General features: G+C 34.5%; 24 protein-coding genes. 7 read left to right on the forward strand and 17 right to left on the reverse strand.

What is annotated here, in order from left to right:
- The first annotated feature begins 8 nt into the window (after positions 1-8).
- Positions 9-419, forward strand: coding sequence for a hypothetical protein (locus OLM58_RS14795; RefSeq protein WP_017497349.1), 411 nt, complete (start codon positions 9-11; stop codon positions 417-419).
- Positions 420-614: 195 nt separating this feature from the next.
- On the opposite strand, the gene OLM58_RS14800 is transcribed toward OLM58_RS14795, so the two are convergent.
- Positions 615-1,052: a DUF4268 domain-containing protein gene (locus OLM58_RS14800; protein WP_264529538.1), complete on the reverse strand. Its 438-nt coding sequence runs from the start codon at positions 1,050-1,052 to the stop codon at positions 615-617.
- A gap of 90 nt (positions 1,053-1,142) precedes the next feature.
- Here OLM58_RS14800 and OLM58_RS14805 point away from each other — a divergent pair, with 90 nt between their 5' ends.
- Both OLM58_RS14805 and OLM58_RS14810 read left to right on the forward strand, forming a co-directional pair.
- The gene (locus OLM58_RS14805) at positions 1,143-1,793 is read left to right on the forward strand and encodes an NUDIX hydrolase (protein WP_264529539.1); all 651 of its coding nucleotides are present in this window, start codon (positions 1,143-1,145) and stop codon (positions 1,791-1,793) included.
- A gap of 125 nt (positions 1,794-1,918) precedes the next feature.
- Entirely contained in the window at positions 1,919-2,728 is an 810-nt protein-coding gene (locus OLM58_RS14810; protein WP_017497352.1) for a lysophospholipid acyltransferase family protein, read from the forward strand.
- Between the two features lie 82 nt (positions 2,729-2,810).
- Here the strand turns inward: OLM58_RS14810 and OLM58_RS14815 are convergent, their stop codons facing one another.
- The 3 genes from OLM58_RS14815 to OLM58_RS14825 all read right to left on the reverse strand — a co-directional run bounded on the left by OLM58_RS14815 (position 2,811) and on the right by OLM58_RS14825 (position 5,164).
- Positions 2,811-3,443 carry a hypothetical protein gene (locus tag OLM58_RS14815; RefSeq protein ID WP_264529540.1) on the reverse strand — a complete coding sequence of 211 codons (633 nt, stop codon included), beginning with the start codon at positions 3,441-3,443 and terminating at the stop codon, positions 2,811-2,813.
- Between the two features lie 8 nt (positions 3,444-3,451).
- Complete coding sequence (locus OLM58_RS14820; RefSeq protein WP_089481356.1) at positions 3,452-3,946, reverse strand: RNA polymerase sigma factor; 495 nt, start codon at positions 3,944-3,946, stop codon at positions 3,452-3,454.
- A 156-nt stretch (positions 3,947-4,102) separates the two neighbouring features.
- Positions 4,103-5,164 (reverse strand): DUF3810 domain-containing protein, encoded by a 1,062-nt coding sequence (locus OLM58_RS14825; protein ID WP_264529541.1) that lies wholly within the window; start codon positions 5,162-5,164, stop codon positions 4,103-4,105.
- Positions 5,165-5,343: 179 nt separating this feature from the next.
- On the opposite strand from OLM58_RS14825, the gene OLM58_RS14830 reads away from it, so the two are divergent.
- Positions 5,344-6,807 carry an aminoacyl-histidine dipeptidase gene (locus tag OLM58_RS14830; RefSeq protein WP_264529542.1) on the forward strand — a complete coding sequence of 488 codons (1,464 nt, stop codon included), beginning with the start codon at positions 5,344-5,346 and terminating at the stop codon, positions 6,805-6,807.
- Positions 6,808-6,920: 113 nt separating this feature from the next.
- Here OLM58_RS14830 and OLM58_RS14835 read toward each other — a convergent pair whose 3' ends face one another.
- The 7 genes from OLM58_RS14835 to OLM58_RS14865 form a co-directional block, all read right to left on the reverse strand.
- Positions 6,921-7,460: a TlpA family protein disulfide reductase gene (locus OLM58_RS14835; RefSeq protein ID WP_264529543.1), complete on the reverse strand. Its 540-nt coding sequence runs from the start codon at positions 7,458-7,460 to the stop codon at positions 6,921-6,923.
- A gap of 365 nt (positions 7,461-7,825) precedes the next feature.
- The gene (locus OLM58_RS14840) at positions 7,826-9,136 is read right to left on the reverse strand and encodes a TIGR00341 family protein (RefSeq protein WP_264529544.1); all 1,311 of its coding nucleotides are present in this window, start codon (positions 9,134-9,136) and stop codon (positions 7,826-7,828) included.
- A 206-nt stretch (positions 9,137-9,342) separates the two neighbouring features.
- Positions 9,343-9,681, reverse strand: coding sequence for a DHCW motif cupin fold protein (locus tag OLM58_RS14845; RefSeq protein ID WP_264529545.1), 339 nt, complete (start codon positions 9,679-9,681; stop codon positions 9,343-9,345).
- 100 nt (positions 9,682-9,781) lie between these two features.
- Complete coding sequence (locus OLM58_RS14850; protein WP_264529546.1) at positions 9,782-10,555, reverse strand: carboxypeptidase-like regulatory domain-containing protein; 774 nt, start codon at positions 10,553-10,555, stop codon at positions 9,782-9,784.
- A 247-nt stretch (positions 10,556-10,802) separates the two neighbouring features.
- Positions 10,803-12,713 (reverse strand): DEAD/DEAH box helicase, encoded by a 1,911-nt coding sequence (locus OLM58_RS14855; protein WP_264529547.1) that lies wholly within the window; start codon positions 12,711-12,713, stop codon positions 10,803-10,805.
- A 204-nt stretch (positions 12,714-12,917) separates the two neighbouring features.
- Positions 12,918-13,496, reverse strand: coding sequence for a non-canonical purine NTP diphosphatase (locus tag OLM58_RS14860; RefSeq protein ID WP_264529548.1), 579 nt, complete (start codon positions 13,494-13,496; stop codon positions 12,918-12,920).
- Positions 13,462-13,875 carry a DUF2809 domain-containing protein gene (locus OLM58_RS14865; protein ID WP_319802348.1) on the reverse strand — a complete coding sequence of 138 codons (414 nt, stop codon included), beginning with the start codon at positions 13,873-13,875 and terminating at the stop codon, positions 13,462-13,464. Before OLM58_RS14865 ends, OLM58_RS14860 begins: the two co-directional genes overlap by 35 nt.
- A 174-nt stretch (positions 13,876-14,049) precedes the next feature.
- Here OLM58_RS14865 and OLM58_RS14870 point away from each other — a divergent pair, with 174 nt between their 5' ends.
- Positions 14,050-14,454 (forward strand): hypothetical protein, encoded by a 405-nt coding sequence (locus OLM58_RS14870; RefSeq protein ID WP_264529549.1) that lies wholly within the window; start codon positions 14,050-14,052, stop codon positions 14,452-14,454.
- A 51-nt stretch (positions 14,455-14,505) separates the two neighbouring features.
- Here the strand turns inward: OLM58_RS14870 and OLM58_RS14875 are convergent, their stop codons facing one another.
- The 3 genes from OLM58_RS14875 to OLM58_RS14885 all read right to left on the reverse strand — a co-directional run bounded on the left by OLM58_RS14875 (position 14,506) and on the right by OLM58_RS14885 (position 17,426).
- Complete coding sequence (locus OLM58_RS14875; protein ID WP_264529550.1) at positions 14,506-14,979, reverse strand: hypothetical protein; 474 nt, start codon at positions 14,977-14,979, stop codon at positions 14,506-14,508.
- 119 nt (positions 14,980-15,098) lie between these two features.
- The gene (locus OLM58_RS14880) at positions 15,099-16,610 is read right to left on the reverse strand and encodes an FMN-binding glutamate synthase family protein (protein WP_264529551.1); all 1,512 of its coding nucleotides are present in this window, start codon (positions 16,608-16,610) and stop codon (positions 15,099-15,101) included.
- A 33-nt stretch (positions 16,611-16,643) separates the two neighbouring features.
- Positions 16,644-17,426 carry an NYN domain-containing protein gene (locus OLM58_RS14885; RefSeq protein ID WP_264529552.1) on the reverse strand — a complete coding sequence of 261 codons (783 nt, stop codon included), beginning with the start codon at positions 17,424-17,426 and terminating at the stop codon, positions 16,644-16,646.
- Positions 17,427-17,714: 288 nt separating this feature from the next.
- On the opposite strand from OLM58_RS14885, the gene OLM58_RS14890 reads away from it, so the two are divergent.
- Positions 17,715-18,974, forward strand: a complete 1,260-nt coding sequence (locus OLM58_RS14890; RefSeq protein WP_264529553.1) for an aminotransferase class I/II-fold pyridoxal phosphate-dependent enzyme — start codon at positions 17,715-17,717, stop codon at positions 18,972-18,974.
- Between the two features lie 117 nt (positions 18,975-19,091).
- Positions 19,092-19,574 (forward strand): hypothetical protein, encoded by a 483-nt coding sequence (locus OLM58_RS14895; protein ID WP_264529554.1) that lies wholly within the window; start codon positions 19,092-19,094, stop codon positions 19,572-19,574.
- Positions 19,575-19,670: 96 nt separating this feature from the next.
- Here OLM58_RS14895 and OLM58_RS14900 read toward each other — a convergent pair whose 3' ends face one another.
- The 3 genes from OLM58_RS14900 to OLM58_RS14910 all read right to left on the reverse strand — a co-directional run bounded on the left by OLM58_RS14900 (position 19,671) and on the right by OLM58_RS14910 (position 22,532).
- A complete protein-coding gene (locus tag OLM58_RS14900) occupies positions 19,671-20,789 on the reverse strand; it encodes a GTP cyclohydrolase (RefSeq protein ID WP_264529555.1) in 1,119 nt (372 codons plus the stop codon).
- 126 nt (positions 20,790-20,915) lie between these two features.
- On the reverse strand, positions 20,916-21,464 hold the full coding sequence (locus tag OLM58_RS14905) for a hypothetical protein (protein ID WP_264529556.1): 549 nt from the start codon (positions 21,462-21,464) through the stop codon (positions 20,916-20,918).
- Between the two features lie 90 nt (positions 21,465-21,554).
- Positions 21,555-22,532, reverse strand: a complete 978-nt coding sequence (locus OLM58_RS14910) for a transporter (protein WP_264529557.1) — start codon at positions 22,530-22,532, stop codon at positions 21,555-21,557.
- Positions 22,533-22,597 lie beyond the last annotated feature (65 nt).

The raw sequence follows: 22,597 nt of genomic DNA on the forward strand, positions 1-22,597 counted from the left end.
AATACAATATGAATCCTACACGCACTTTTATACTTTTACTTTTTTTTGGACTTGGTTTGCAGCAAACTTTTAGTCAGTCTTACCAGTTTAAAACATCTGGTTTTAGTGTTTTGGAAAAAAACGAAAAAGGGAAATGGGGTGAATGGTCTAATCTTGATTTGGTTAACCTTTCGGTAATTCTGGATACCAATAAACACAGAATTGTGGTTTACTCGCAGGAAATACAGCTTTTCAGTATTTTGGATTACATTGAGAGGGAAGAAAACGATACCGATATTGTTTATTCTTTTATGTGTAAAGACAATGATGGTAAAGCCTGCAAGTTATCTATCATCACACGAAAAAAACAGGATTTCCGCAAACAGCTTTACATCAACTACGACGATCATATTATTGTGTATAATATGGTTAGTGTCTGAGTTTTTGAGTTGCAAAGGAGCAGAGGTACAAAGATTCTGAAATGTTGAATCCTAAGATAAAGAGCCCTGAATTGTCAAATTCAGGGCTCTTTATTTCGTTTTATATTGATATTAAGGCTTGCACCTCTGCACCTCTGCACCTTTGTACCTTTGTACCTTTGTACCTTTGTACCTCTATATCTTATAGTACCTTCCCTAAGAATCAATATCCTTAATAAACTCATCATATTCCAGATAAAACATTTCGAGCGCATGCATATTTTCGTTGAAGAAATCAAAAATGGCATCCCAGTTATTACGGTTGCTAAAACCAACACCTAGTTTTTCAACCCAGATTCGACTGATCGTTTTACCACTTTCAAGAGTATAGTTTTTTTCGAAAACCAAATCTTTAATGAATTCTTCCTCCAGAATATTTTTTAATGCTTCAATTTTTTCAAAGTAAGCATTTCGTTTTTCATCGCTTCTTTGTTCGATATCAATTAGAACCTGTGCTTTTTTATTGTCTACATAAAATTTAAAAGAAAAATCTTTAATTTTGGTATCGTAAAGTACCCATTTACGAGGATATTTTTCGGCGAATGCCACCCAGAATTCTCTTTTTATTTTTTGTGATTCTTCTTTACTGTACATTTTTAAGACTTGATTTTAGAAAACTTGTAGAACCGCGTTTTCTGGACTATATTTATATTTTATTTAAAAGTACAAAAATAAACTTTGCTTATGGATTTTCAAGACTTTTTGCAATATGTTCCTAATTTAATTCCGGCAGTATTACCAGCGGAGTTGGCTCATATTAAAATGGCTCCAAAAGAACGCCTTGAAGCCTTGAAGAATCTTGATTTGAAAGATAAGAATCCGCGTATCGCAGCGGTCATGATGTTGTTTTATCCAAAAAAGAATAAAACACATCTCGTATTGATTGTCCGAAATGCGTACAATGGAGTTCATTCATCTCAAATTGCATTCCCCGGAGGAAAATACGAAACGACTGATGCAAATTATGAAGAGACTGCTTTGCGTGAAACACATGAAGAAGTAGGCGTCGCACCCGAAAAAATAGAGCTAATCAAACATTTTACGCCTATGTATATTCCGCCAAGCAACTTCTTAGTGCATCCTTTTTTAGGCATTTCCAAAGAAGAGCTTTTATTTTATCCGGATATCAGAGAAGTAGCGAGTATTATAGAATTACCGCTCTCCGTTTTTTTGAATGACGAAATTGTTATTGAAGTCACATTATCAACTTCTTATGCAAATAATGCTTTAGTTCCCGCATTTAACATACAAAATCATATTGTTTGGGGAGCAACTGCCATGATATTGAGTGAACTGAGAGATGTTTTGAAAACGACTTTTGGCGAAAAAGTATAAAGAATAAAAAATAACAATTTGATATTCATAGTACTACCGGTTTATTTTAGATATTGTTTTAAAGGATCGGTAAAAGAATAATTTTTGTAAGTTTGCGTCCTAATAAAATAATACAATTGACAGCTATGGGATTGTTTAAACGAAATCCTTTCGGACATATATTATTCATCAAGAAATGGTTGATCCGTATTCTGGGAGCCATGACTCACCGAAGATATAGAGGTTTTAACGAATTACAGATCGAAGGATCGGAAATTATTAAAACGCTTCCGGATACAAATGTTTTGTTTATATCGAACCACCAAACCTATTTTGCTGATGTTGTGGCGATGTTTCATGTGTTTAACGCAAGTTTAAGCGGACGTCAGGATACTATTAAGAATATCGGATATTTGTGGCAGCCCAAAATGAATATTTATTATGTTGCTGCCAAAGAAACCATGCAGGCCGGATTATTGCCAAGAATTTTGGCTTATGTTGGAGCAATTACAGTAGAAAGAACCTGGCGTGCAAAAGGTGTTGATGTTACCGAAAAACGCGATGTTAATCCAAACGATACCGAAAATATCAGAATAGCACTCGAAGATGGCTGGGTAATTACATTTCCGCAAGGTACAACCAAGTCATTTAAACCTGTTCGTAAAGGAACAGCGCATATCATAAAACAGCACAAACCTGTAGTAATTCCAATTGTTATTGACGGTTTCCGTCGTTCTTTTGATAAAAAAGGATTACGAATGAAGAAGAAAGGAATTTTACAGTCTTTCATCATTAAAGAACCTCTTGAAATTGATTATGAAAACGATACCATTGAAGAAATTGTTGAAAAGGTAGAATATGCAATCGAACAGCATCCTTCATTTTTAAAAGTTATTCCGGCAGAAGAAATCAAAGTGCAGGAAGAGCTTAATAAAATGAGAAGATGGGATTACTAGTTATTTTATTTAAGATTTCTGATTTTAGATTGTTTTAAAAAAAATTAGGTCCTTAGCAACTTAGAACCTTAGTTCCTTTTTTTTAGAAATCAATTTTCTTCAGCTCCTTATAATTTGCATATAACCTGCGTAACAGCGTTCCGTAAAGTAATCTGTAAATACCCCAGAAGATTCCGAATAGAACCAGTACAAGCAGTACCAATGCGCCGATTGAGAACAGCATTGCTTTTCCATTTAAGGCTAATTTTTCTCTAATAATTGCCATATCCGGATTGTAAACATATCCGATGAAAAAGCTGAGTATAGACGATACGACAAGCATGCCTAAATTGTACCAAACATAATACTGAACCGTTTTTCGGGTTTTTAATATACTTCTCATCAATAGTTTGGTAGAAACAGTAGTTGTGATGGTTTTGTAGTTTTTATAGAAAAAGTAGATAAAAACAAAAATCACGATATAATTAAAATACAATAAAATGTCCATTACCAGAATGATCTCAGGATGGTTCATTTTCTTTAGATCGGCATCTACATTTGAAAAGTAGTTCGAGATGGTCCAAAACAGTACTTCCAAAATGCTGATAATTAAAATCCACTTCACGATGGAAGACGATTTTTTGTGAATCATTTTGTAGATTTCCTTTTCCGATATTTGTTCAAAAGAATCCGAGTTCTTTTTCCAGTCTTTTTTTAATAAATCCAGTTCTTTCATAATAATTTTTAAGGATTTAGTATTTTTTTAAGTTTCCCTTTAATTCTGTTCATTTTCACACGAGCATTCACTTCGCTGATTCCTAAGGTTTCAGCTATTTCTTGATAATCTTTGTCTTCTAAATACATAAAAACTAATGCTTTTTCGATGTCATTAAGCTGATAAACCGCTTTGTACATCAATTTAATCTGTTCTTCTTCTTCATAATTGTAATCAACATCTTTTATAAAATGCTGATGACTTTCATATTCTACGGTTGATACGGTTCGTTTAGTTTTTCGGTATAAGGTAATAGCAGTGTTTAAGGCAACTCGATACGTCCAGGTCGAAAATTTGCTGTCGCCTCTAAATTTTGGATACGCTTTCCAGAGCTGTATGGTGATTTCCTGAAACAAATCTTTGTGAGCATCTTCGCCGGCAGTATACAATCTACATATTTTGTGGATTATATTCTGATTTGCCTGCAATTGCGCAACAAATGACTGTTCTAGATTTTCGCTCATAAAAGTATTAGTAGTATTGAGATCTATTTTGTTACAACATGCCGCTCATTTTTTTGGGTGCCTCAGAATAAAAAGTATTTCAGTGATTTTAATTAGTTTACGCAAGAATCTTTTTAAGCTGTGGTTAAAAACTTCAGTATGGTTTGTGGTAAACTTTTACAATGCTCTGGTTTTGTAATAATTCACCATCAAATCCACAAATTTACTATAACCCTCCAGGCCGTCTTTCTGATGATTTATTTTTAAAAAATTATCATAAAAAGCATGAAAACCTTTATCAATAAAAGTATCATATTGTTTCCAGAAATCCTGGCTTTCCTGATAGTTTTTTAGAATTCCCGGATGTATTTGTTTTTTTAATTGTTTAAATATAGTTTCATTTTTAACCTGCCAAATTCCTAAGCAATAACGTAAAGCAAAGCTGTAACCGGAATATTTATAGTACAAATTATCATTTTTAACCGAAGCCAGCACCCCAATAAAATTACACTCACTTTCGCTGGCAAATCCCATTTGATGTGCCATTTCATGACAGGTCGTTATGGGAAAATTATACATAGGTAATAAATCATTGACCTGCGCTTCATTGGTGAACGGATTCAGATAACCACCAAACCCCATATAAGTTAATGGCAGACTAAAGAGAGATTTTTTAACGCTGGGAATCTCGTAGCTGAAATAAGGATATTCTTTTGCCAGATTTTCATATCCGTTTAAGTTCATTCTAAAAGCTTCCTTTTGAGTGTATGGAAAGACAATTTTAGCACTGTTGTTTTTAGTTATAAGAAGTTGAATCTCGTTCGTTTTTAGGATCAATTTCTTTGTAAAAACTAATAAGTCGGCGTCACTATATTCTTTTGTGATTTCCATTTTTTCAAATAGAGGTTCGCGATAATAATTGAAGGCCCAAAGGAGATGAAAAAAAAAGTAAAAAATTGAAATTTTACCCAGCATCGTTAAAACATGATCTTTCCAATTTGTTTTCCATGTTTTTCTAATCTTCCAAAACCAGCTTATCGCTGATAGAATCAAAATAGCATAAATACAATCGCCTACAGAGAATGAAATTTTACCTAAAAGAGTTCTGGAAAAATGTGAAATTCTAATGTATAAGTTGTTGCTGTAGAGTCCTTCCACAAAATCAGGAAAGAAGGGGAGAATTTTTAAGAGGATAATCTGAACAACAAGAAATAGGGGCAGGATGTATTTCGATTTCACAATTTTAGTTTTGAATTACGTAAATATAAATACAATATTAGAACTAAAAAAAGAGACGTTTTGCGGAATTTGTTTTTTGGCCATCAGATTAATGCTAATTCGTGAAATTTGTGACGAAAAAAGCATTTAAACTTTGTAACTTTGGGGCTCTTAATTGTTAAACTACAAACAAAAATATAATGAGTCAGGAAATTAGAAATCTGGAACCAAAGGCACTATGGAATAAGTTTGCCGATTTAAATGCCGTTCCACGTCCGTCGAAAAAAGAAGAGCGTGTAATTGAATTTATGAAAGACTTTGGAAACAGCTTAGGTTTAGAAACTTTTGAAGACGAAATCCGAAATGTAATCATCAGAAAACCGGCAACTCCGGGAATGGAAAATCGCAAAGCAATTGTAATGCAGGGGCATTTGGATATGGTGCACCAAAAAAATGCAGATACTGTTTTTGATTTCGATACTCAGGGAATCGATATGTATGTTGATGGTGACTGGGTTCGTGCTCGTGGTACAACACTTGGTGCGGATAATGGATTGGGAGTAGCGACAATTATGGCAATTTTGGAAAGCAAAGATATTCCACACCCGGCAATTGAGGCTTTGTTTACGATTGATGAGGAAACTGGAATGACCGGAGCCCTGAACCTTAAAGGAGGTGTTTTACAAGGACAGATTCTTTTGAACTTAGATACAGAAGAAGATGATGAAATTGATATTGGTTGTGCCGGAGGGATTGATGTAACCGCTACAAGAACTTATAATGAAGAAGAGGTACCGGAAGGATCAGTTGGGCATATTATTACCGTAAAAGGGCTTAATGGAGGTCACTCTGGTATGGATATTAATAAAGGATTAGGGAATGCTAATAAGATCATGAACCGTTTGTTGTTTGATGCTTTTGAGAATTTCGGATTACAGGTAGCGGAGATTAATGGAGGAAGTTTAAGAAATGCAATTCCGAGAGAAAGTGTAGCCAAAGTAATTATTTCTGAAATGTTTGATGAGGCATATATTTTTGATATGCAAGAAATCATCAATGATATTAAAGCGGAGTACAAAACGACTGAACCAAACTTATCTATTGAAATCGTAAAATGCGACTTACCGGAGAAAGTAATGGATTTAGGTGTTCAGGAAGGGATTATTCGTTCTATTTATGCGGCTCATAACGGAGTATACAGAATGAGTGCCGATATGGAAGATTTAGTAGAAACGTCAAATAATATTGCGAGAGTAATTGTAAAAGATGGAGAAATAACCATAGGATGTTTAACACGTTCTTCTGTTGAGACTTCGAAATTTGATTTGGCTAATGCTTTGCGTTCTGCTTTTGAATTAGTAGGTTGTGAAGTGGAACTTTCAGGTTCTTACCCAGGTTGGACACCAAACGTAAATTCTGAAATCTTAGATACTTTGGTTAGAATTTATGAGAAACAAAATAACGAGAAACCAAAAGTAGTAGCTTGTCATGCAGGTCTGGAGTGTGGGATTTTAGGAACAAACTATCCGGATATGGATATGATTTCTTTCGGTCCGACTATTCACGGGGCGCATTCTCCTGATGAGAGAGCCAGCATTTCGTCAGCTCAGAAATACTGGAAATTTGTATTGGAAATCCTTTCTAATATACCGGTTAAGCAGTAACTCACAGTTTTCAGTGTACAGTTTTCAGTTTAATAAAAGCTGAAAACTGTGACTGATACTGAAAACAGGATAAGAGTAAAAAAAAAAAATAAAACTAGGATAACTAAGATCTATTATTTACTATTTTGATTTAGTACTTTCCTTAGCTCTGAGTCATTTTGAAAAGAGCCTGTTTTAGTAAATATAATATGTAACGAATTATCAAGTATATAGGTTGTGGGTAATGCTCCTAATTTTGATTTTAAATCGACTTCACTTTTGACAAAGATAAAATCATAACCTTTTTTGGCTTTAAAATTCTGTATTATTTTTGCGTCATGATCTGCTACGAGTATAAAAACATATTTATCTCTTATTTCTTTATCGTTATATACCTTCTGAAAAACGGGCATTTCTTCCATACACGGAGCGCACCATGTAGCCCAGAAATTTATGAATATAGTTTTATCGGAAAATTTAGTTAAGTCTACAGTATTTCCGTTGAGATCTGTTAGTTTTATTTTTAGATCTTTAAAGGTTTTGCTTTTACTCATTTCCTTGCTAAGAGCTGTGTTTTTTTCTGTTATATAATATAAATAACCTAAGAAAGAAAGAGAGAGTAAACTGCCTGCTATTATGCCGATAATAAAACTTTTTTTGAAATAATTTGCCATTTTAAGCTTGTTTAATAGATAGAAAACCAGTGAGATAAGCGATCATTAAAATAATGAAAGCACTAAGAAAAAAGCCACTAAGGATTCCCAATGTAGCAAAGAAAAATTTTTTTATTTTCATATGATTATGTTTTTTAATTATTCTTTGTCAAAGAAATGAATACCAAATAAAACTTTATTACAGTAAGTAAAGATTGGTTAAGTTTAAGTAATATTTGATCGATATATTGGATTATCTGGAAGGAGTATTAGCTTTATTTTCTTGGTTGCTTTTACGATTTTAACAATTTTTAAGTCCTGATCTTTTGTTTTTTCTTTAGATAATGAACTGCTTATAGAAATGAATATAAGGTTTATTTTTACTGTTAGTTATTTTGCTGATATACTTCAACAGAATCTTTGGCAAGTCTTTCTTTTAGCCATAGTTTCATTTTTTGTTTAGTATCTGAATCCATTTTTTTCTTGCTTTGAAAAAGAACTACAGGGATTATTTTCGATTTATTGGGCTCTTCTTCAACATTGTAATTACCAATTTTTAAAGACGTAACAGTAGGGAAAAGTATTTTTGCTTCGTTGTTGATCTGTGCAGTGTTGAATTGGTATAATGCTAATTGATTTCGAAGACTATTGATCAAGAGGTCTTTTTGATCGACTACCGTTTGATTGTTGTTGATCTGATTCATAATATCCTTTCTTAAATTAACGGTATCTTGTCTGATAATCAGTTTAGTATTGGGAAGATCATACTCCGTTAATTTTTTATTAAGATCGATGATTTCATTATCGGTGAATTTTTTGGATAAAAAAGCCAGTTCAATTCTTTTAGGAGCTGTGCTGTATCTGATTTTTTTATAAATAATTGGGTAGTCTTTGTCAAGGAATTCCTTTTGTATAAAGAATTCTGTTCGGGAACTGTAGCTTTTTTGAACGTACAATTGATAGGCAAAAAAGATACTCGGAATAATTAAAAGCAAAATAAGTATAGTAACGCCATATTTTACTCTTTTTTGCTGTTGTAGATCTAGTTGTTTTGTAACGGGGTAATTTAAGAATTTTACGATCACAAAAGTGGCAATACAAATGAATACGCAGTTGATGGTGTAGAGATAAAGGGCACCAAAAAAGTACGCATAATTTCCAAGGGCCAGTCCGTAGCCTGCAGTACAAAGTGGCGGCATAAGAGCGGTTGCAATCGCTACACCCGGAATTGGGTTTCCTTTTTCGACTCTGGTCACGGCAATTACGCCTACTAAACCACCAAAAAAGGCGATAAGAATGTCATAGATGTTTGGAGAAGTTCTGGCCAGTAATTCGGATTGTGCTTCTTTAAACGGACTAATATAGAAATAAATAGCCGAAGTGGTTAAACTTACAACTGTTGCGATCAGCAGATTTTTCATGGACTTTTTCAGAAGTTCAAAATCATACATTCCTAAACCAAAACCGGCACCTACAATAGGTCCCATTAGAGGCGAAATTAGCATGGCACCAATGATAACTGCTGTAGAGTTGACATTTAGTCCTACAGAGGCAATGATAATGGCGCAGGCAAGAATCCAGATGTTTGATCCTCTAAAAGAAACGGCGCTGGTTATATTTTCGATTACCGATTTTTTATTTTCTTCTCCTTTGTGAAGATCGATAAAATTTAAAATTTTCTGAGTAATATCTGTCATGGTATTCACGGTATTATTTTATGTAAACTGGATTTTCAAGAGTAGTAGGATGTCTAATTTAGTCAAAAAAAATGTCAAACAGTATATTTATTATCCTAAGTCTTGAAATGAATAATAAGGTTACGATCTTGTTGTTTCAGAAAAGGGATAAAAAAATCCCCAACCTTGAAGATTGAAGATTTGTGTATTTTTATTGGTTTGCAATGTTATTTTAAAAAATTGCCATCGATTATTAATAGTTCAACTCTGTCAGTAGTTATAGAACGATGAGAGCTTGCATTATCTGAAACAACATAAGTCATTCCTTTAGAAAGTTTAAATTTTTCTCCGTTCTGTAGTTCACTAATTAATTCTCCTTCCAGACAATGTACTATATGTCCCTTTTGACACCAATGGTCGGCAGTATAATTTTCAGAATATGTGATTCTCCGAATGCGTAACCCTTCTAATTGTAATGTCTGCCAATATGCTGTTCCGGTTTCTCCGTTATGTTCTGTTTTAGGAATTAAGCTCCAGTCTATATTTTGATAGGGTATTAAAGGCATGGTTTTTAGTTTTATTTGTTTGATAATGTGATGTAAAGGAATAAAAAAATCCTCAAACTTGCAGGTTGAGGATTTGTATATTTTGATTTAAAAGTAGAGTTTAATTCCTTTTTAATACTTTATATTGTTCATAACATCCGCTGATGGCATCCATAATCTGTAAATCATTTGCGGTTTGTATAAAGGAATCTGAGTAATTACAGCGCTGCAGAATTTCGGGGATTTCGTCTTTGCTGATTCCTAAAAGTACAGAGACAGTTTCACGATCAAATTTCGATTCTAACAGATTACGAACGGTGTCGTCTTTTCGCATTTCCTTCAGTTTCTTGAGTTCTTTTGTGTTTTTACCAAAGAAATTGTAGAGCATATCGGCGGGATTAAAAATAGAACCCAATACTTTTCCAAAAGCATTTGGAGAGTATTCCCCAGCTTCGTAACCTTGTGTAAGACCGGAGATACTATAACGGTAATTTTCTTTGGTTGGAATTAATTTTGAATCGACTTCAAGGTAGCCGGTTAGATTAAAAGGGGCGATAATTACTTCTTCCAGTGCAATTGCTTTTTCGGTAAGCTGAATTCGGGTTACTTTATTTTTAATCCAGTCATTGGTTACTCTGACTCTTAAAGATTGAAAACCTAAAATCGAGAAGTGAATGGTGTCATTAAGCTGAACATCAATTTCAAAATACCCCTTAGCATCAGATTTTGCACCGCGTACTTTGTTTGTGTTGATGATATTTACGTTAGAAAGAGGCTGTTTACTATTGTCGTTGATGATGTAGCCAGAAACTCTTTGCGGAGTAGTAGACTCGGTGTCTTGTGCAAAAGTAACCGCCGAAAGTAAAGTAAAAAAGAAAACTGCGAAATATTTCATATCCTGATTTAAAGCTCTAAAAGTAGTAAATCGGGATTAAATATTTTGCAGTCTTCGAATATAATTATAAGAAAATTAACAAAGGCAACAGTCTGGCTTTCGGTATTTAAATAAAAAGTAATAAGGAGGATTAAATTGCATTGTTGTAGATTGCAAAACTCATTTATAGAGCCTAAGATTTAAAAAAAAATCCCAAATTCCAATGATGTTCGGAATTTGGGATTTTGTATTTTAAGATATTAAAGTATTAATCTCTTCTTGGTCTTCTTGGTCTTGAAGAATCGCCAAAGCTTTCAGAACGTCTTGGAGCTCTGTCTGAACTTCCTTCGCTTCTTGGAGCTGAGCTTCTGAAACCACCTTCTCTTCGTGGAGCAGATGAATTTCTGTCGCTTCTGAAACCACCTTCTCTAGGAGCAGAGTTTCTGTCGCTTCTGAATCCGCCACCTGAACCTTCACGTCTTGGAGCAAAGTTTCCTTCTCTTCTTGGCCCGCCAGAGCTACGTCCGCCACCACTGCGTCCGTTATGGTCACGTCTTCCGCCACCATCATTTTTAGAAATTTCAACATTAATACGACGTCCTTCTAATTGTACGTTGTTTAATACTTCCATTACTTTATCAGTATGCTCAGGATCTGTGTTGAAGAAAGAGAAGCCTTCTTTCACATCTACCTTGAAAACGTCATCACGACCTAAGTCTAATGTTTCTTTCAGGTAATCTTTAAGTGACATCCAGTCGAAGTTGTCTCTTGAACCGATGTTTACAAAATAACGAACTGCTCCGTTGTTGTTGAATTCTCTTGGTTCAGAATCGTTTCTTTCGCGTCTTTCACCTGATTGAGTTGAAATATCTCTGTTCTTTTTGTAATAAGCGATGAAACGGTTAAATTCTACCGATACCATTTTCTTGATCAATTCTTCTTTAGATAAACCTTCAAGAACATTATTGATTGCCGGTAAATAGTTGTCAATTTCGTGATCAACTTCGGTATCTTTAATTTTGTTTGCTAAGTGCAACAATTGAATTTCGCAGATTTCGATTCCGGATGGAATTGATTTTTCTTCGAATTTTTGTTTGATGATTCTTTCGATAGAAGAAATTTTACGCAACTCACTTTTTGTAACAATTACAATAGAAGTTCCTAATTTTCCAGCTCTACCGGTACGACCTGAACGGTGGTTGTACGTTTCGATTTCATCAGGTAATTGGTAGTTTACAACGTGTGTTACGTTATCAACATCAATACCACGTGCAGCAACGTCAGTAGCAACAAGCATCTGAATTTGTCTTCCACGGAACGATTTCATTACACCGTCACGTTGTGCCTGAGATAAATCTCCATGCAACGCAGCAGCGCTATATCCATCTTCAATTAATTTTTCGGCTACAGCCTGAGTATCTCTTTTAGTACGGCAGAAAACCACAGAGAAAATGTCCGGGTTTGCATCGGCTAAACGTTTTAAGGCTTCGTAACGGTCACGTGCATTTACTAAGTAAAATTCGTGAGAAACCGTTGCAGAACCTGAATTTTTAGTTCCAACTGTAATTTCTAATGGTTCGCTCATGAATTGTTTTGCAATTCTGGCAACCTCTTGTGGCATTGTTGCAGAGAACAACCATGTACTTTTTTCGTCTGGAGTATCTGATAAAATAGAGCAGATATCGTCATAAAATCCCATGTTTAACATTTCGTCAGCCTCATCAAGCACACAGTAATCTATGTTTTTAATGTTAACCAATCCTCTGTTAATCATGTCTTGCATTCTTCCCGGAGTAGCCACAATAATTTGTGCTCCTCTTTTTATTTCTCTTGCTTGCTCTGTAATACTAGCCCCGCCGTAAACTGCTACAACATTAATACCTTTCTCGTATTTTGCGTAGTTTTTAAGTTCGTTGGTAATCTGTAAACAAAGTTCTCGTGTTGGCGATAAAACTAATGCCTGTGTATTTCTGTTGTCAGCATCAATTTTTTGAATTAGCGGAAAACCGAAAGCTGCCGTTTTCCCTGTCCCTGTCTGAGCCAACGCAACCATATCTGTGTCTTTTTCCAATAATAGGGGAATCGCCTTTTCCTGTACCTCTGACGGATTTTCAAATCCTAGATCTAAAATCGCCTTCAGTAACGATTCATTCAATCCTAATTGTTCAAATTTATTCATATGTGTATTTAAAATAGGGTGCAAAATTACTGTTAATTATTCAGATAAACTAATGCTCTTTTAAGAATTATGTATTTGTTATGATTTGATTATCAAAAAGTTATGTTTGATGTGGAATCATTTTTATCGAAAATTGAAGAATTCTCTAAAAAAAAACGTCACGAAAAATCAATTTTGTACTCTAAAATGTTGTATTTTAAACAATTATTTGGTTGAATTCAGAAAATCAATTAGTTGCTGAGTTGCTTTTCCGCGATGGCCTATGGAATTTTTTACTTCTCGTGGTAATTCAGCAAATGTTTTGGTGTAATTTTCTGGCTGAAAAATTGGATCGTATCCAAAACCCTGATCTCCTGTTTTTTCCAAAGCGATACTTCCTTTTACAATTCCGGTAAATAAATGCTGTTCTCCTTTTAAGTTTAAAGTAATAACGGTCTTGAACTGGGCGCTGCGGTCCGATTGGTCTTTTAAGGCGTCTAAAAGTTTATTCATGTTGTCATCGTCATTGCGTTGCTTGCCGGCATATCGGGCTGAATATACTCCTGGTTCACCATTTAAAGCAGTTACTTCTAAGCCTGAATCGTCGGCAAAACAATCGTATCCGTATTTTTCCGTTACATAATTGGCTTTCAAAATGGCATTTCCTTCAATAGTGTCTGCTGTTTCTTCTATGTCTTCAAAACAGCCAATTTCTTCAAGACTTACTATTTTTATGCTTTCAGGAAGAATACTTTGAATCTCCTGGATTTTATTTTTGTTGTTTGATGCGAATACGATTTTCATAGGTAGTATAATTTAGTATAATTTTTTCGATGATAAAAGCAGTTGTAATTCCCAATGTATAGGCAAGAAGATCGCTCCATAAAAAGCCTTGTCCCAGAACATATCTGCCAAAAAGGGTTTTCCTAAGCGTAATCATCCAATCTGCCTGATAAAGCTGAAGAAATTCTATTCCGTAGCAAATTATCAATGAAATTATTGCAGTCATGGAGGTTTTTTGGTTAAAAAACAGGATTCTGACTAGTATATACATCATGACGGCATACAGCGCATCTCCAAAATAGAGCGGAATAATTGCAATTTTTCTGGAGAGAATTCCACAGCAAATTACACAAAGAAATGCAAATAGGTAGTAGATTCTTGGTTTTTTCAATTTTAACATGGCATTTTAAGTGAAACAAAGATAAGAATAAGGTGGTAAAATAGTAAGCGTTTGATACAATCGAAAAGTTTAAAGAGGGTTGTTTTCTTCCAGTTTTAAAAATTAGAGAGATTATTAGTATCTTGAGATGCTTTTAGAGCTTAATGAATTGTAAAAAAAAAATAAAAAAACGGGATGAAGAAAATAATACCAACCTTATTTGCTGCGGCCTTAGTAATGTCATTGGTTAGTTGTAAAAATACAAAGCAAAAACTTCAGGAATATGTAGTTACCTATAATAAGAGTACAGCTAAGAGTTTTCATGAAGAAAATATTACGCTTACTACGGCAAGAGGTTATCTTGAAGATGATAAAATTGAATTGAGGTTTGAAACCAATTTAAAAGAAAATGAATCTAATAAATCGGCAGCTGTTTCGTCATTTCCAATTTTGTTGAAAAAGATGATAAAAGAGAATAAAATTCCTCAGGAATTGATTGAAGAAGGTGTGAGGTTTGATACTTACTTTTTGGCTGATGATAATACGGTTTTGGCAAAAGAGGTTATAAATAAAGAAGCCCTTCCGAATTTATTAAAATAATAACATTAGTGGATAGGGCTTTTATTTCTTTATAATTATAAACTTTTGTTTTTAGAGGTACATTAGATATACTCTGATTTTGCTATTGTCATAGTTGTAGGTACCATCTTCGTTTCTTGGGCCAAGAACAGAGGGAAGATTCACTTCAAAGGTCCAGCTTGCTCCAAGTGTTAATCCGTTAACGGCACGAATTTGAGTTCCTCCGGCTCCTAATGCAAAATGAAAGAAGCCACTTGAATTGATACGATAAAAGCCGACGGCAGTTCCGGCAGGAATTGTTTCGCCTGTCCACTCTCTCTGTGTGGTGAATTTCTCCACCCAGTGTTTACCTGTAGTGGTTTCCATTTCACGGAATGAAATTTTTGTGGGATGTAGTAAATATTGAACATATGCAACGGTTTCGTAGCAAACACCATTAATGTATTCTGAAACATTTTTAAATCCGTGAATAAAATCATTTGCCAGATTTTCTTTTTGATGGTGATCAAGCATTTCTATGCGGTATCCTTTGGGTGTTAATAGCATTGATTAAATTGTTTAGTTGATTAAAAGATTAACGATTTGTCTTAGTGGTTAAATAAGTTAATATCTATACAAATGTAATAAAAAAGCTATGTATTGATTTTTATTTTATAGGTATTTTTTTAATGTTTTGTTACATTTGTTAAGTTGTCCGGGAAATAGTTGTCAGATAAATTGCCAAATTCATCACCCCGCATGAAAATATTAATATCGACTTCGCTAAAACTTTTTTTACCCGCTGCCGCTAAAAGTTCGTTGGCAGAATGTAAGGTGTTTTTATGAAAATGATACACACGATCGGATTTGTCGGTTACCACCAGGCCTTTCATGAGCATTTTGTTTTGAGTGGCTACTCCGGTCGGACATTCGTTATTGTGACAACGCAATGCCTGAATACAGCCTAATGAAAACATGAAACCACGCGCGCTATTGCACATATCAGCACCCAAAGCTATTGCATGGAGAATGGAATAGCCGGAAATGATTTTCCCGCTTCCAATAATGCGGATTTTATCGCGAATGTTTAAGCCAACTAGTGTTTTGTTTACAAATATTAGTGCAGGTTCAAACGGCATTCCCACGCCATCGGCAAACTCTAAAGGAGCAGCTCCGGTACCTCCTTCAGCACCATCAACTGTAATAAAGTCAGGGAAAATATTTTCGGTAATCATTTCGTGGCAAATAGCTTCAAATTCTGCAGTATTTCCAATACATAATTTAAAACCGATAGGTTTCCCGTTCGATAGTTCACGCAGTTGTGCTACAAACCGAATAAGACCTTTACTGTCTGAAAATGCGTGATGTCCGGGAGGAGAAAGAATGGTGGTGTGAGCCTTAACACCTCTGATTTTGGCAATTTGTTCAGTGTTTTTTGCTGCCGGAAGTACACCTCCATGCCCTGGTTTTGCTCCTTGTGAAAGCTTAATTTCGATCATTTTTACATTAGGCAGATTGGCTTTTTCGGAGAACTTTTCAGGACTGAAGTTGCCTTCAGCATCCCTGCAGCCAAAATATCCGGTACCAATTTGCCAGGTGATATCGCCGCCGCCTGCAAGATGAAATTCGGTTAAACCGCCTTCTCCTGTATTCTGATAGAAATTTCCTTTTTTTGCACCAATATTTATGGCACGAACAGCATTTTCACTTAGCGAACCGAAACTCATTGCCGAAACATTAAATAGTGAGGCCAGATATGGTTGCTTGCAGTCTTTTCCGCCCACCAGTACACGAGGTAATTCCTCATTAACTTTTGCAGGAAAAATAGAGTGTTTTATTCCTTCGTAACTATCATGATTCAGATTTTGCTGCGTTCCGAAGGGTGTATTTGAATCGATGTTTTTAGCTCTCTGATATACCATAGAGCGCTGGTTTCTGGAGAATGGTTTTCCATCAGTTGATCGTTCAATAAAATACTGTTGGATTTCGGGAGCAATCATTTCAAATAAATATCTGAAATAGCCCAAAACCGGAAAGTTTCTTAAAATCGCATGTTTTTTTTGAGTCGCGTTGTAAATACCTACCACTAATAATATAGGTAGAATAATTACCAGTAAAAAACCTCGTTTTGTGTAAAGATAAATTGCTAAAACAATTAGAAACAATAAGAATCCATAGATGAAGAATTTTTTTCTCATGTTTACAAGTATTTAAAGAGTAATAATTTATAATCAATTGAATCTCAGGCGTACATAAACGTGCTTAATTCCTTTTTTATCCGATTCTCTTTCGTCGATTTCAAGAATATCGGTCAGTGATTTTAGCATAGGGGTAAGTTTCGAAAAGCCATAGTTTCGAGGGTCAAACTCTGGTTTTTTCTTTACAATAAGATTTCCAACATCTCCTAAAAATGCCCAGCCATCGTCGTCTTCAATATCTTCAATGGTAGCTTCGATAAGGTCAATGGTTTGTTTGTCAATTTTATGTAGTGCTTTTTCAGCCGGTTTTTCGGCCGGTTTTTTAGTGTCGGTTGTAGTTGCGACTTTGGGTTTCTTCTTTTGAATGGCTCCGTCCAGAACTTCAATATATATAAATCTGTCGCAGGCCACAATAAAAGAATTAGGGGTTTTCTTTTCGCCAATCCCAATTACTTTCATGCCGGACTCCCTTAATCTTATCGCAAGACGTGTAAAATCACTGTCACTGGAAACAATGCAAAAGCCGTCCAGTTTTCCGGAATAAAGTAAGTCCATTGCATCAATTATAAGGGCAGAATCAGAAGAATTTTTTCCAACGGTATAGCTGTATTGCTGAATAGGGGTAATGGCGTGTTCCAGTAAAACCCCCTTCCAGCCATTTGAGTTTGGTTTTGTCCAGTCGGCATAAATGCGTTTAGTGGTAGGGGTTCCAAACTTTGCAATTTCTTCCATCATTCCTTTTACATTGCTGTAAGGTACATTGTCAGCATCAATAAGAACAGCGAGTTTTAGATCTTTTGAAGTGCTTAAAGCCATTATTTTGGTTTTAGTATTTGTAATTCATTTTTTTAAATGCCCTTTAAAATTAATAAAAATAAAATGATTGAGGTATTTTTGGTTATATTTATAACTGGTATAAATTGCAGTTTTTTCAAGATGTACTATTTTTTGTTAAGAAAAGTAGTGTTTAATTAATGGTTTTGTGGTGAAATTTTATCAAAGAACAATTTTGGTCAGAATCATTTTTAAATTATTATGATAGCACAGAATAAATATTTATTTTTGCACCCTGTATAAAATAAAAATATTACTACACAATATATTATGGTAAAAGATTTATTCGAAAGAATTCAGGACAATAAAGGACCATTAGGAAAATGGGCTTCTCAGGCAGAAGGTTATTATGTTTTCCCAAAGTTAGAAGGAGAGTTGGGTCCTAGAATGACATTTCACGGAAAAAATATTCTAAACTGGAGTTTAAATGATTATTTAGGTTTGGCTAATCATCCTGAGGTTCGTAAGGCAGATACTGATGCAGCAGCTCAATATGGAGCGGCATATCCTATGGGAGCTCGTATGATGTCCGGACACACTACTTATCATGAGCAATTAGAAAATGAATTGGCTTCTTTTGTAATGAAAGAATCGGCTTATTTGTTGAACTTCGGATATCAGGGAATGGTTTCGATCATAGATGCTTTAGTTACTAAAAATGATATTATTGTATACGATGTAGATTCGCACGCTTGTATTATTGATGGTGTTCGTTTACACATGGGAAAACGTTTTACTTACAAGCACAATGATCTTGAAAGCATGGAGAAAAATCTTCAACGTGCTACAAAAATGGCTCAGGAAACGGGTGGAGGTATTTTATTCATTACCGAAGGTGTTTTTGGAATGCGTGGACAACAAGGAAAATTGAAAGAAATTGTTGCCATGAAAGAAAAATACAATTTCCGTTTGTTAGTTGATGATGCACATGGTTTTGGTACACTTGGTAAAACAGGAGCCGGAGCAGGTGAGGAGCAGGGAGTTCAGGATGAAATTGATGTTTACTTCTCTACTTTTGCAAAATCTATGGCTAATATCGGAGCTTTCGTAGCGGCTGATAAAACTGTAATTGATTACTTAAAATATAACTTACGTTCGCAAATGTTTGCTAAAGCATTGCCAATGATCCAAACTATTGGTTCATTGAAACGTTTGGAGTTGTTGCGTAATTCGTCTGAAATTAAAGATAAACTTTGGGAGAATGTAAACGCGTTGCAAAACGGTTTAAAAGAAAAAGGGTTTAATATTGGAGATACTAATACCTGTATTACTCCGGTTTACCTGGAAGGAAGTATTCCTGAAGCAATGGTAATGGTAAACGATTTAAGAGAGAATTATGGTATTTTCCTTTCTATTGTTGTTTATCCGGTAATTCCAAAAGGGATTATTTTGTTGAGAATGATTCCAACAGCTTCTCATACATTAGCTGATATTGATGAAACGTTAACTGCTTTTGAAGCCATTCGTGAAAAATTAGTAAACGGAACTTATAAAGAAATTGCAGAACGCACTACGGTTGATGTTTCGTAAAAACTTAAAGAAATAAATTCCTGATATGGGAATTATATAAAAGAATCCATTCGTTATACGAGTGGATTTTTTTTATTTGGGTTACTTTTATCATTGAAAATCAGTAAAATAAAAGTTATGAAAAAAGTAATAGTTATATTCGCTGTCATGTTCACTGTTTTTATTTCCTGCAAGAAAACAACCAATACCGATCCGGTACAAATTGCACCAAATCCTCCGAAAGAAGCTGAAGCTGCTGAACCGGCAGGAGATCAGTGTTATGCCTCACGAACAAGTAACAGCGTGACCGAGATGAGTTTTAATGTCAATTCTCATCAGGAAGTAAACGGGAAACTAAGTTATAACATATCAGGAAAGGATAAAAACGAAGGAACTTTGATTGGTAATATGAAAGGAGATACGCTAATTGCAGATTATACTTTCATGTCTGAAGGCGTTTCCTCTGTCAGAGAAGTTGCGTTTTTGAAAAAAGACGGAACTTTTATAGAAGGTTATGGAGATGTAGTAGAAGCAAATGGGAAGTTCTCTTTTAAAGATAAAAAGCAGTTGAAATTTGATCAGAAAAATGTCCTGACTAAAGTAGATTGCAAAGCGGAGTAAGCTCTGATTGTATTAAAAAGTAAAAAAATCCATTCGTGTAACGAATGGATTTTTTTATGGGTAAAATTGTTAACTGCAACTGATGCTGAAAACTATTTACAAGTATTTTAAATACGTTTTTCTCTGGCAGTGTACTTTTGGGTCAAAATTCTTCCAAAGTAAATGAATGGCTGTATTGTCAGCTAATTCAGGTGTTCTGATACAATTTTGAATTCCTTTTTCTGAAAATGTCTTGTAATATTCATCAAAAATAATAGCGGTAACTCCTTTATTTTGATAGTCCGGATGAACTCCAATTAGATAGAAAACAACATCTTTACTCTTTTTACGCGCTTTTAGTAAATGAATAAATCCAAAAGGAAATAATTTTCCTTTTGCTTTTTGTAAAGCTTCGGAAAAGCTTGGCATAACAATACTAAAGGCCACCAGATTATCATCTTTGTCCACGACAAATTTGATGTATTCGGGATTGATAAAACTGATATATTTCTTTTTGAAGTATTCTTTTTGAACATCTGAAATGGCAACAAACGAAGCTAATTTGGCGTAAGAATCATTAAACAAATCAAACATTTTGTCGACATGCGGCATAATGTCCTTAGTTTTAGTAAAAGTTAAGGCACGTAAGCCGTATCTTTTTTTGATAAGTTCCTGTGCTTTAAGGAAAAACTCAGGTTTCACATTTGAAAAAGGAAAAATACTTTCGATGTATTCTTTTTCAACCTGAAATCCTAATTGTTCAAAATGTGTTACATAATAAGGATGGTTGTACCATGTAATCATAGTTCCTAATTGATCATAACCAGCTGTAAGAACCCCAACTTTGTCCAGATTTGAGAATCCCATGGGACCTTCAACGTGCTCCAGATTGTGTTTTTTTCCTAATTCGTAAACTTTGTCCAACAAGGCCTTTGTGACTTCGATGTCGTCTATTGCATCAAACCATCCAAATCGAACTTTTCTTTTATGTTGGTCATTTACCTCAGACCAGTTGATGATAGCCGTAATTCGTCCTACTATTTCATTGTTTCTGTAAGCCAGATAAAAATAGGCTTCGGCATTGTCAAAAGCAGGATTTTTAGTTTTGTCAAATGACTCTAATTCATCTGCTACAATAGGGGGAACCCAGTAGGCATTGTCTTTGTAGATTGAAAACGGAAATTTGATATAGTCAGTTAATTCCTTTTTGGTTATGGCTTCTTTAATTGTAATCATTAAGATTTTCTTTGTTAAGAATGTTGCTTTAAATAAGGTGCTACGATTTAAGAAACGAATATAGCTATCTTTGAAGTAACAAAAAAGAATTGTGTAAAAAAAGCCCTGATTAATAAGCTTAGTGGATCATTTGAAAGTGTAGCCGATTCGAAGATGGAGGTCTGCGGTAGTATCTGAAAAATTTTTATCCAGATAAAATCTACGTCCAATTCCAATGCCTGTTTCATAATTGAAATTACTATTTCCAATATTTCGCCTAATTCCCCATTTAGGGATTATAGTAACTTGGTCGTGAATAAAGACATTGTCATGATTAGAAATAACAAACCAATTAGGATGGTAGTCAACCCCTAAAGTAACAAAATTAGCGCTATTATTTGTTTTTTTATTTTTAGCAGTCCGTTTATTGATATTGTAATACCATCTTGGTTCCAGAGTGATTACGGGAGTTAATACATATTCTGTCTTGCAGCCAGAGCATATACAAAAACCACCATCAAAACCAATTTCGGTTCGTAAACTTATTTGATTGAGTAGTCGATGTTCGTGATTGAACCATATTCCCAAAAAGCCGGTTTGTAGGTTGTAAATGTCTTTTTCTACTCCGGTATTTTGGGATTTGGCTGATAAACAGATTAACAGTGATAATAGAAAGGCGTAATTTATCTTTCTCATATTTGAAAAATTGGCGTATAATTTTTCAAATATAATTATTTTCCTACATTTAAGAATATTATAAAGTAATTTTTTTTCTTACTATTTGGATTATTCGTATTTTGATTTACGTTTTCGTTCTTTTGCCTGGTAATCTATTTCTCTTTGCTCCATTTTGTTGTCTTTATTCTTTTTGGCTCTGTCTTCTCGTTTAGTTTGCAGCTGATTTTCTTTATAACGTCCGTCATAACGCCAGGAAACACCAACTCCTCCATATAATATTGAAGGTGTATTCTTGAAGTTTGTACTTATAGATGCATCTACCTGAAGGTTTGGATTAATTAAGTAAGCTGCTCCGCCACGAACAATGGCATCGCTGTAAAAGTCACTTTTATAGCCCTGATTTTCAACAAAACCGGACCATTTATCGTTAAATCCGCGTGTAAGAGTAAGCACATAGCCGTAGCTCGGGTAGTCTGTTGAAATGTAATCGGCAATAATATTAGTTACGAAAACCCATTTTCCACCGCCAAATAGATTTTGAGTGATTAACATTACTTTTGGAGAAATACTCGATTGTGGAGAGAAAGAATAAGGATTGTTTGCACCAACAAAATTTGCACCGGCAAATACTGAAACGGCAGGAATTAGCTCGTGCCAGTTAAAGCTGCGATTGGCTTTGTAGCTATAGATGTTAGCTTCTTTTTTGTAATTTTTATAGGGATCATAAATCAGATATTTGGCTCCTAAAACCGTTTGTCTGAAATTATTTTTTTTATAACTCGTATATGGCGTATCAAAATTTTCCATTTGGTACTGTATGTCCGCAATAAGTTCCAGTTTTTCTAAAAAAGCACCATAACGAATAGTCAGATCTGTACCAAAACCATTGGCGTCATAATCCAGTAAATTGTGTTTTTCTTTGATGCCATATACACCAAGTTCTGCCTGTATAACTGATTTTCCAACAGCATAGGCCGACATCGTTTCACCAGGACGGTTTGAATTGATGACATCAGTGTACTGTGCGAAAAATAATTGAGGTAATAAACAAAGAGCTGCAGTAAAAAAGTTTTTATTTTTTAACATAAACGTGTTTTTGGATTAAAAAGTAATAACGCATTTCAAATGTACTATATTTTATTATTTATTTA

It is taken from the genome of Flavobacterium sp. N502540, assembly GCF_025947365.1.
Lineage (GTDB): Bacteria > Bacteroidota > Bacteroidia > Flavobacteriales > Flavobacteriaceae > Flavobacterium.

Bases quoted from the DNA above. Each gene is read 5' to 3' on its own strand.
- OLM58_RS14910 (WP_264529557.1), bottom strand. From the start codon at position 22,532: ATGTTAAAAAATAAAAACTTTTTTACTGCAGCTCTTTGTTTATTACCT.
- OLM58_RS14815 (WP_264529540.1), bottom strand. From the start codon at position 3,443: ATGAAAGAACTGGATTTATTAAAAAAAGACTGGAAAAAGAACTCGGAT.
- OLM58_RS14875 (WP_264529550.1), bottom strand. From the start codon at position 14,979: ATGCTATTAACACCCAAAGGATACCGCATAGAAATGCTTGATCACCAT.
- OLM58_RS14885 (WP_264529552.1), bottom strand. From the start codon at position 17,426: ATGGCTTTAAGCACTTCAAAAGATCTAAAACTCGCTGTTCTTATTGAT.
- OLM58_RS14805 (WP_264529539.1), top strand. From the start codon at position 1,143: ATGGATTTTCAAGACTTTTTGCAATATGTTCCTAATTTAATTCCGGCA.
- OLM58_RS14870 (WP_264529549.1), top strand. From the start codon at position 14,050: ATGAAGAAAATAATACCAACCTTATTTGCTGCGGCCTTAGTAATGTCA.
- OLM58_RS14905 (WP_264529556.1), bottom strand. From the start codon at position 21,464: ATGAGAAAGATAAATTACGCCTTTCTATTATCACTGTTAATCTGTTTA.
- OLM58_RS14795 (WP_017497349.1), top strand. From the start codon at position 9: ATGAATCCTACACGCACTTTTATACTTTTACTTTTTTTTGGACTTGGT.
- OLM58_RS14835 (WP_264529543.1), bottom strand. From the start codon at position 7,460: ATGGCAAATTATTTCAAAAAAAGTTTTATTATCGGCATAATAGCAGGC.
- OLM58_RS14880 (WP_264529551.1), bottom strand. From the start codon at position 16,610: ATGAGAAAAAAATTCTTCATCTATGGATTCTTATTGTTTCTAATTGTT.
- OLM58_RS14810 (WP_017497352.1), top strand. From the start codon at position 1,919: ATGGGATTGTTTAAACGAAATCCTTTCGGACATATATTATTCATCAAG.
- OLM58_RS14860 (WP_264529548.1), bottom strand. From the start codon at position 13,496: ATGAAAATCGTATTCGCATCAAACAACAAAAATAAAATCCAGGAGATT.
- OLM58_RS14830 (WP_264529542.1), top strand. From the start codon at position 5,344: ATGAGTCAGGAAATTAGAAATCTGGAACCAAAGGCACTATGGAATAAG.
- OLM58_RS14850 (WP_264529546.1), bottom strand. From the start codon at position 10,555: ATGAAATATTTCGCAGTTTTCTTTTTTACTTTACTTTCGGCGGTTACT.
- OLM58_RS14890 (WP_264529553.1), top strand. From the start codon at position 17,715: ATGGTAAAAGATTTATTCGAAAGAATTCAGGACAATAAAGGACCATTA.
- OLM58_RS14865 (WP_319802348.1), bottom strand. From the start codon at position 13,875: ATGTTAAAATTGAAAAAACCAAGAATCTACTACCTATTTGCATTTCTT.
- OLM58_RS14900 (WP_264529555.1), bottom strand. From the start codon at position 20,789: ATGATTACAATTAAAGAAGCCATAACCAAAAAGGAATTAACTGACTAT.
- OLM58_RS14840 (WP_264529544.1), bottom strand. From the start codon at position 9,136: ATGACAGATATTACTCAGAAAATTTTAAATTTTATCGATCTTCACAAA.
- OLM58_RS14820 (WP_089481356.1), bottom strand. From the start codon at position 3,946: ATGAGCGAAAATCTAGAACAGTCATTTGTTGCGCAATTGCAGGCAAAT.
- OLM58_RS14895 (WP_264529554.1), top strand. From the start codon at position 19,092: ATGAAAAAAGTAATAGTTATATTCGCTGTCATGTTCACTGTTTTTATT.
- OLM58_RS14845 (WP_264529545.1), bottom strand. From the start codon at position 9,681: ATGCCTTTAATACCCTATCAAAATATAGACTGGAGCTTAATTCCTAAA.
- OLM58_RS14800 (WP_264529538.1), bottom strand. From the start codon at position 1,052: ATGTACAGTAAAGAAGAATCACAAAAAATAAAAAGAGAATTCTGGGTG.
- OLM58_RS14855 (WP_264529547.1), bottom strand. From the start codon at position 12,713: ATGAATAAATTTGAACAATTAGGATTGAATGAATCGTTACTGAAGGCG.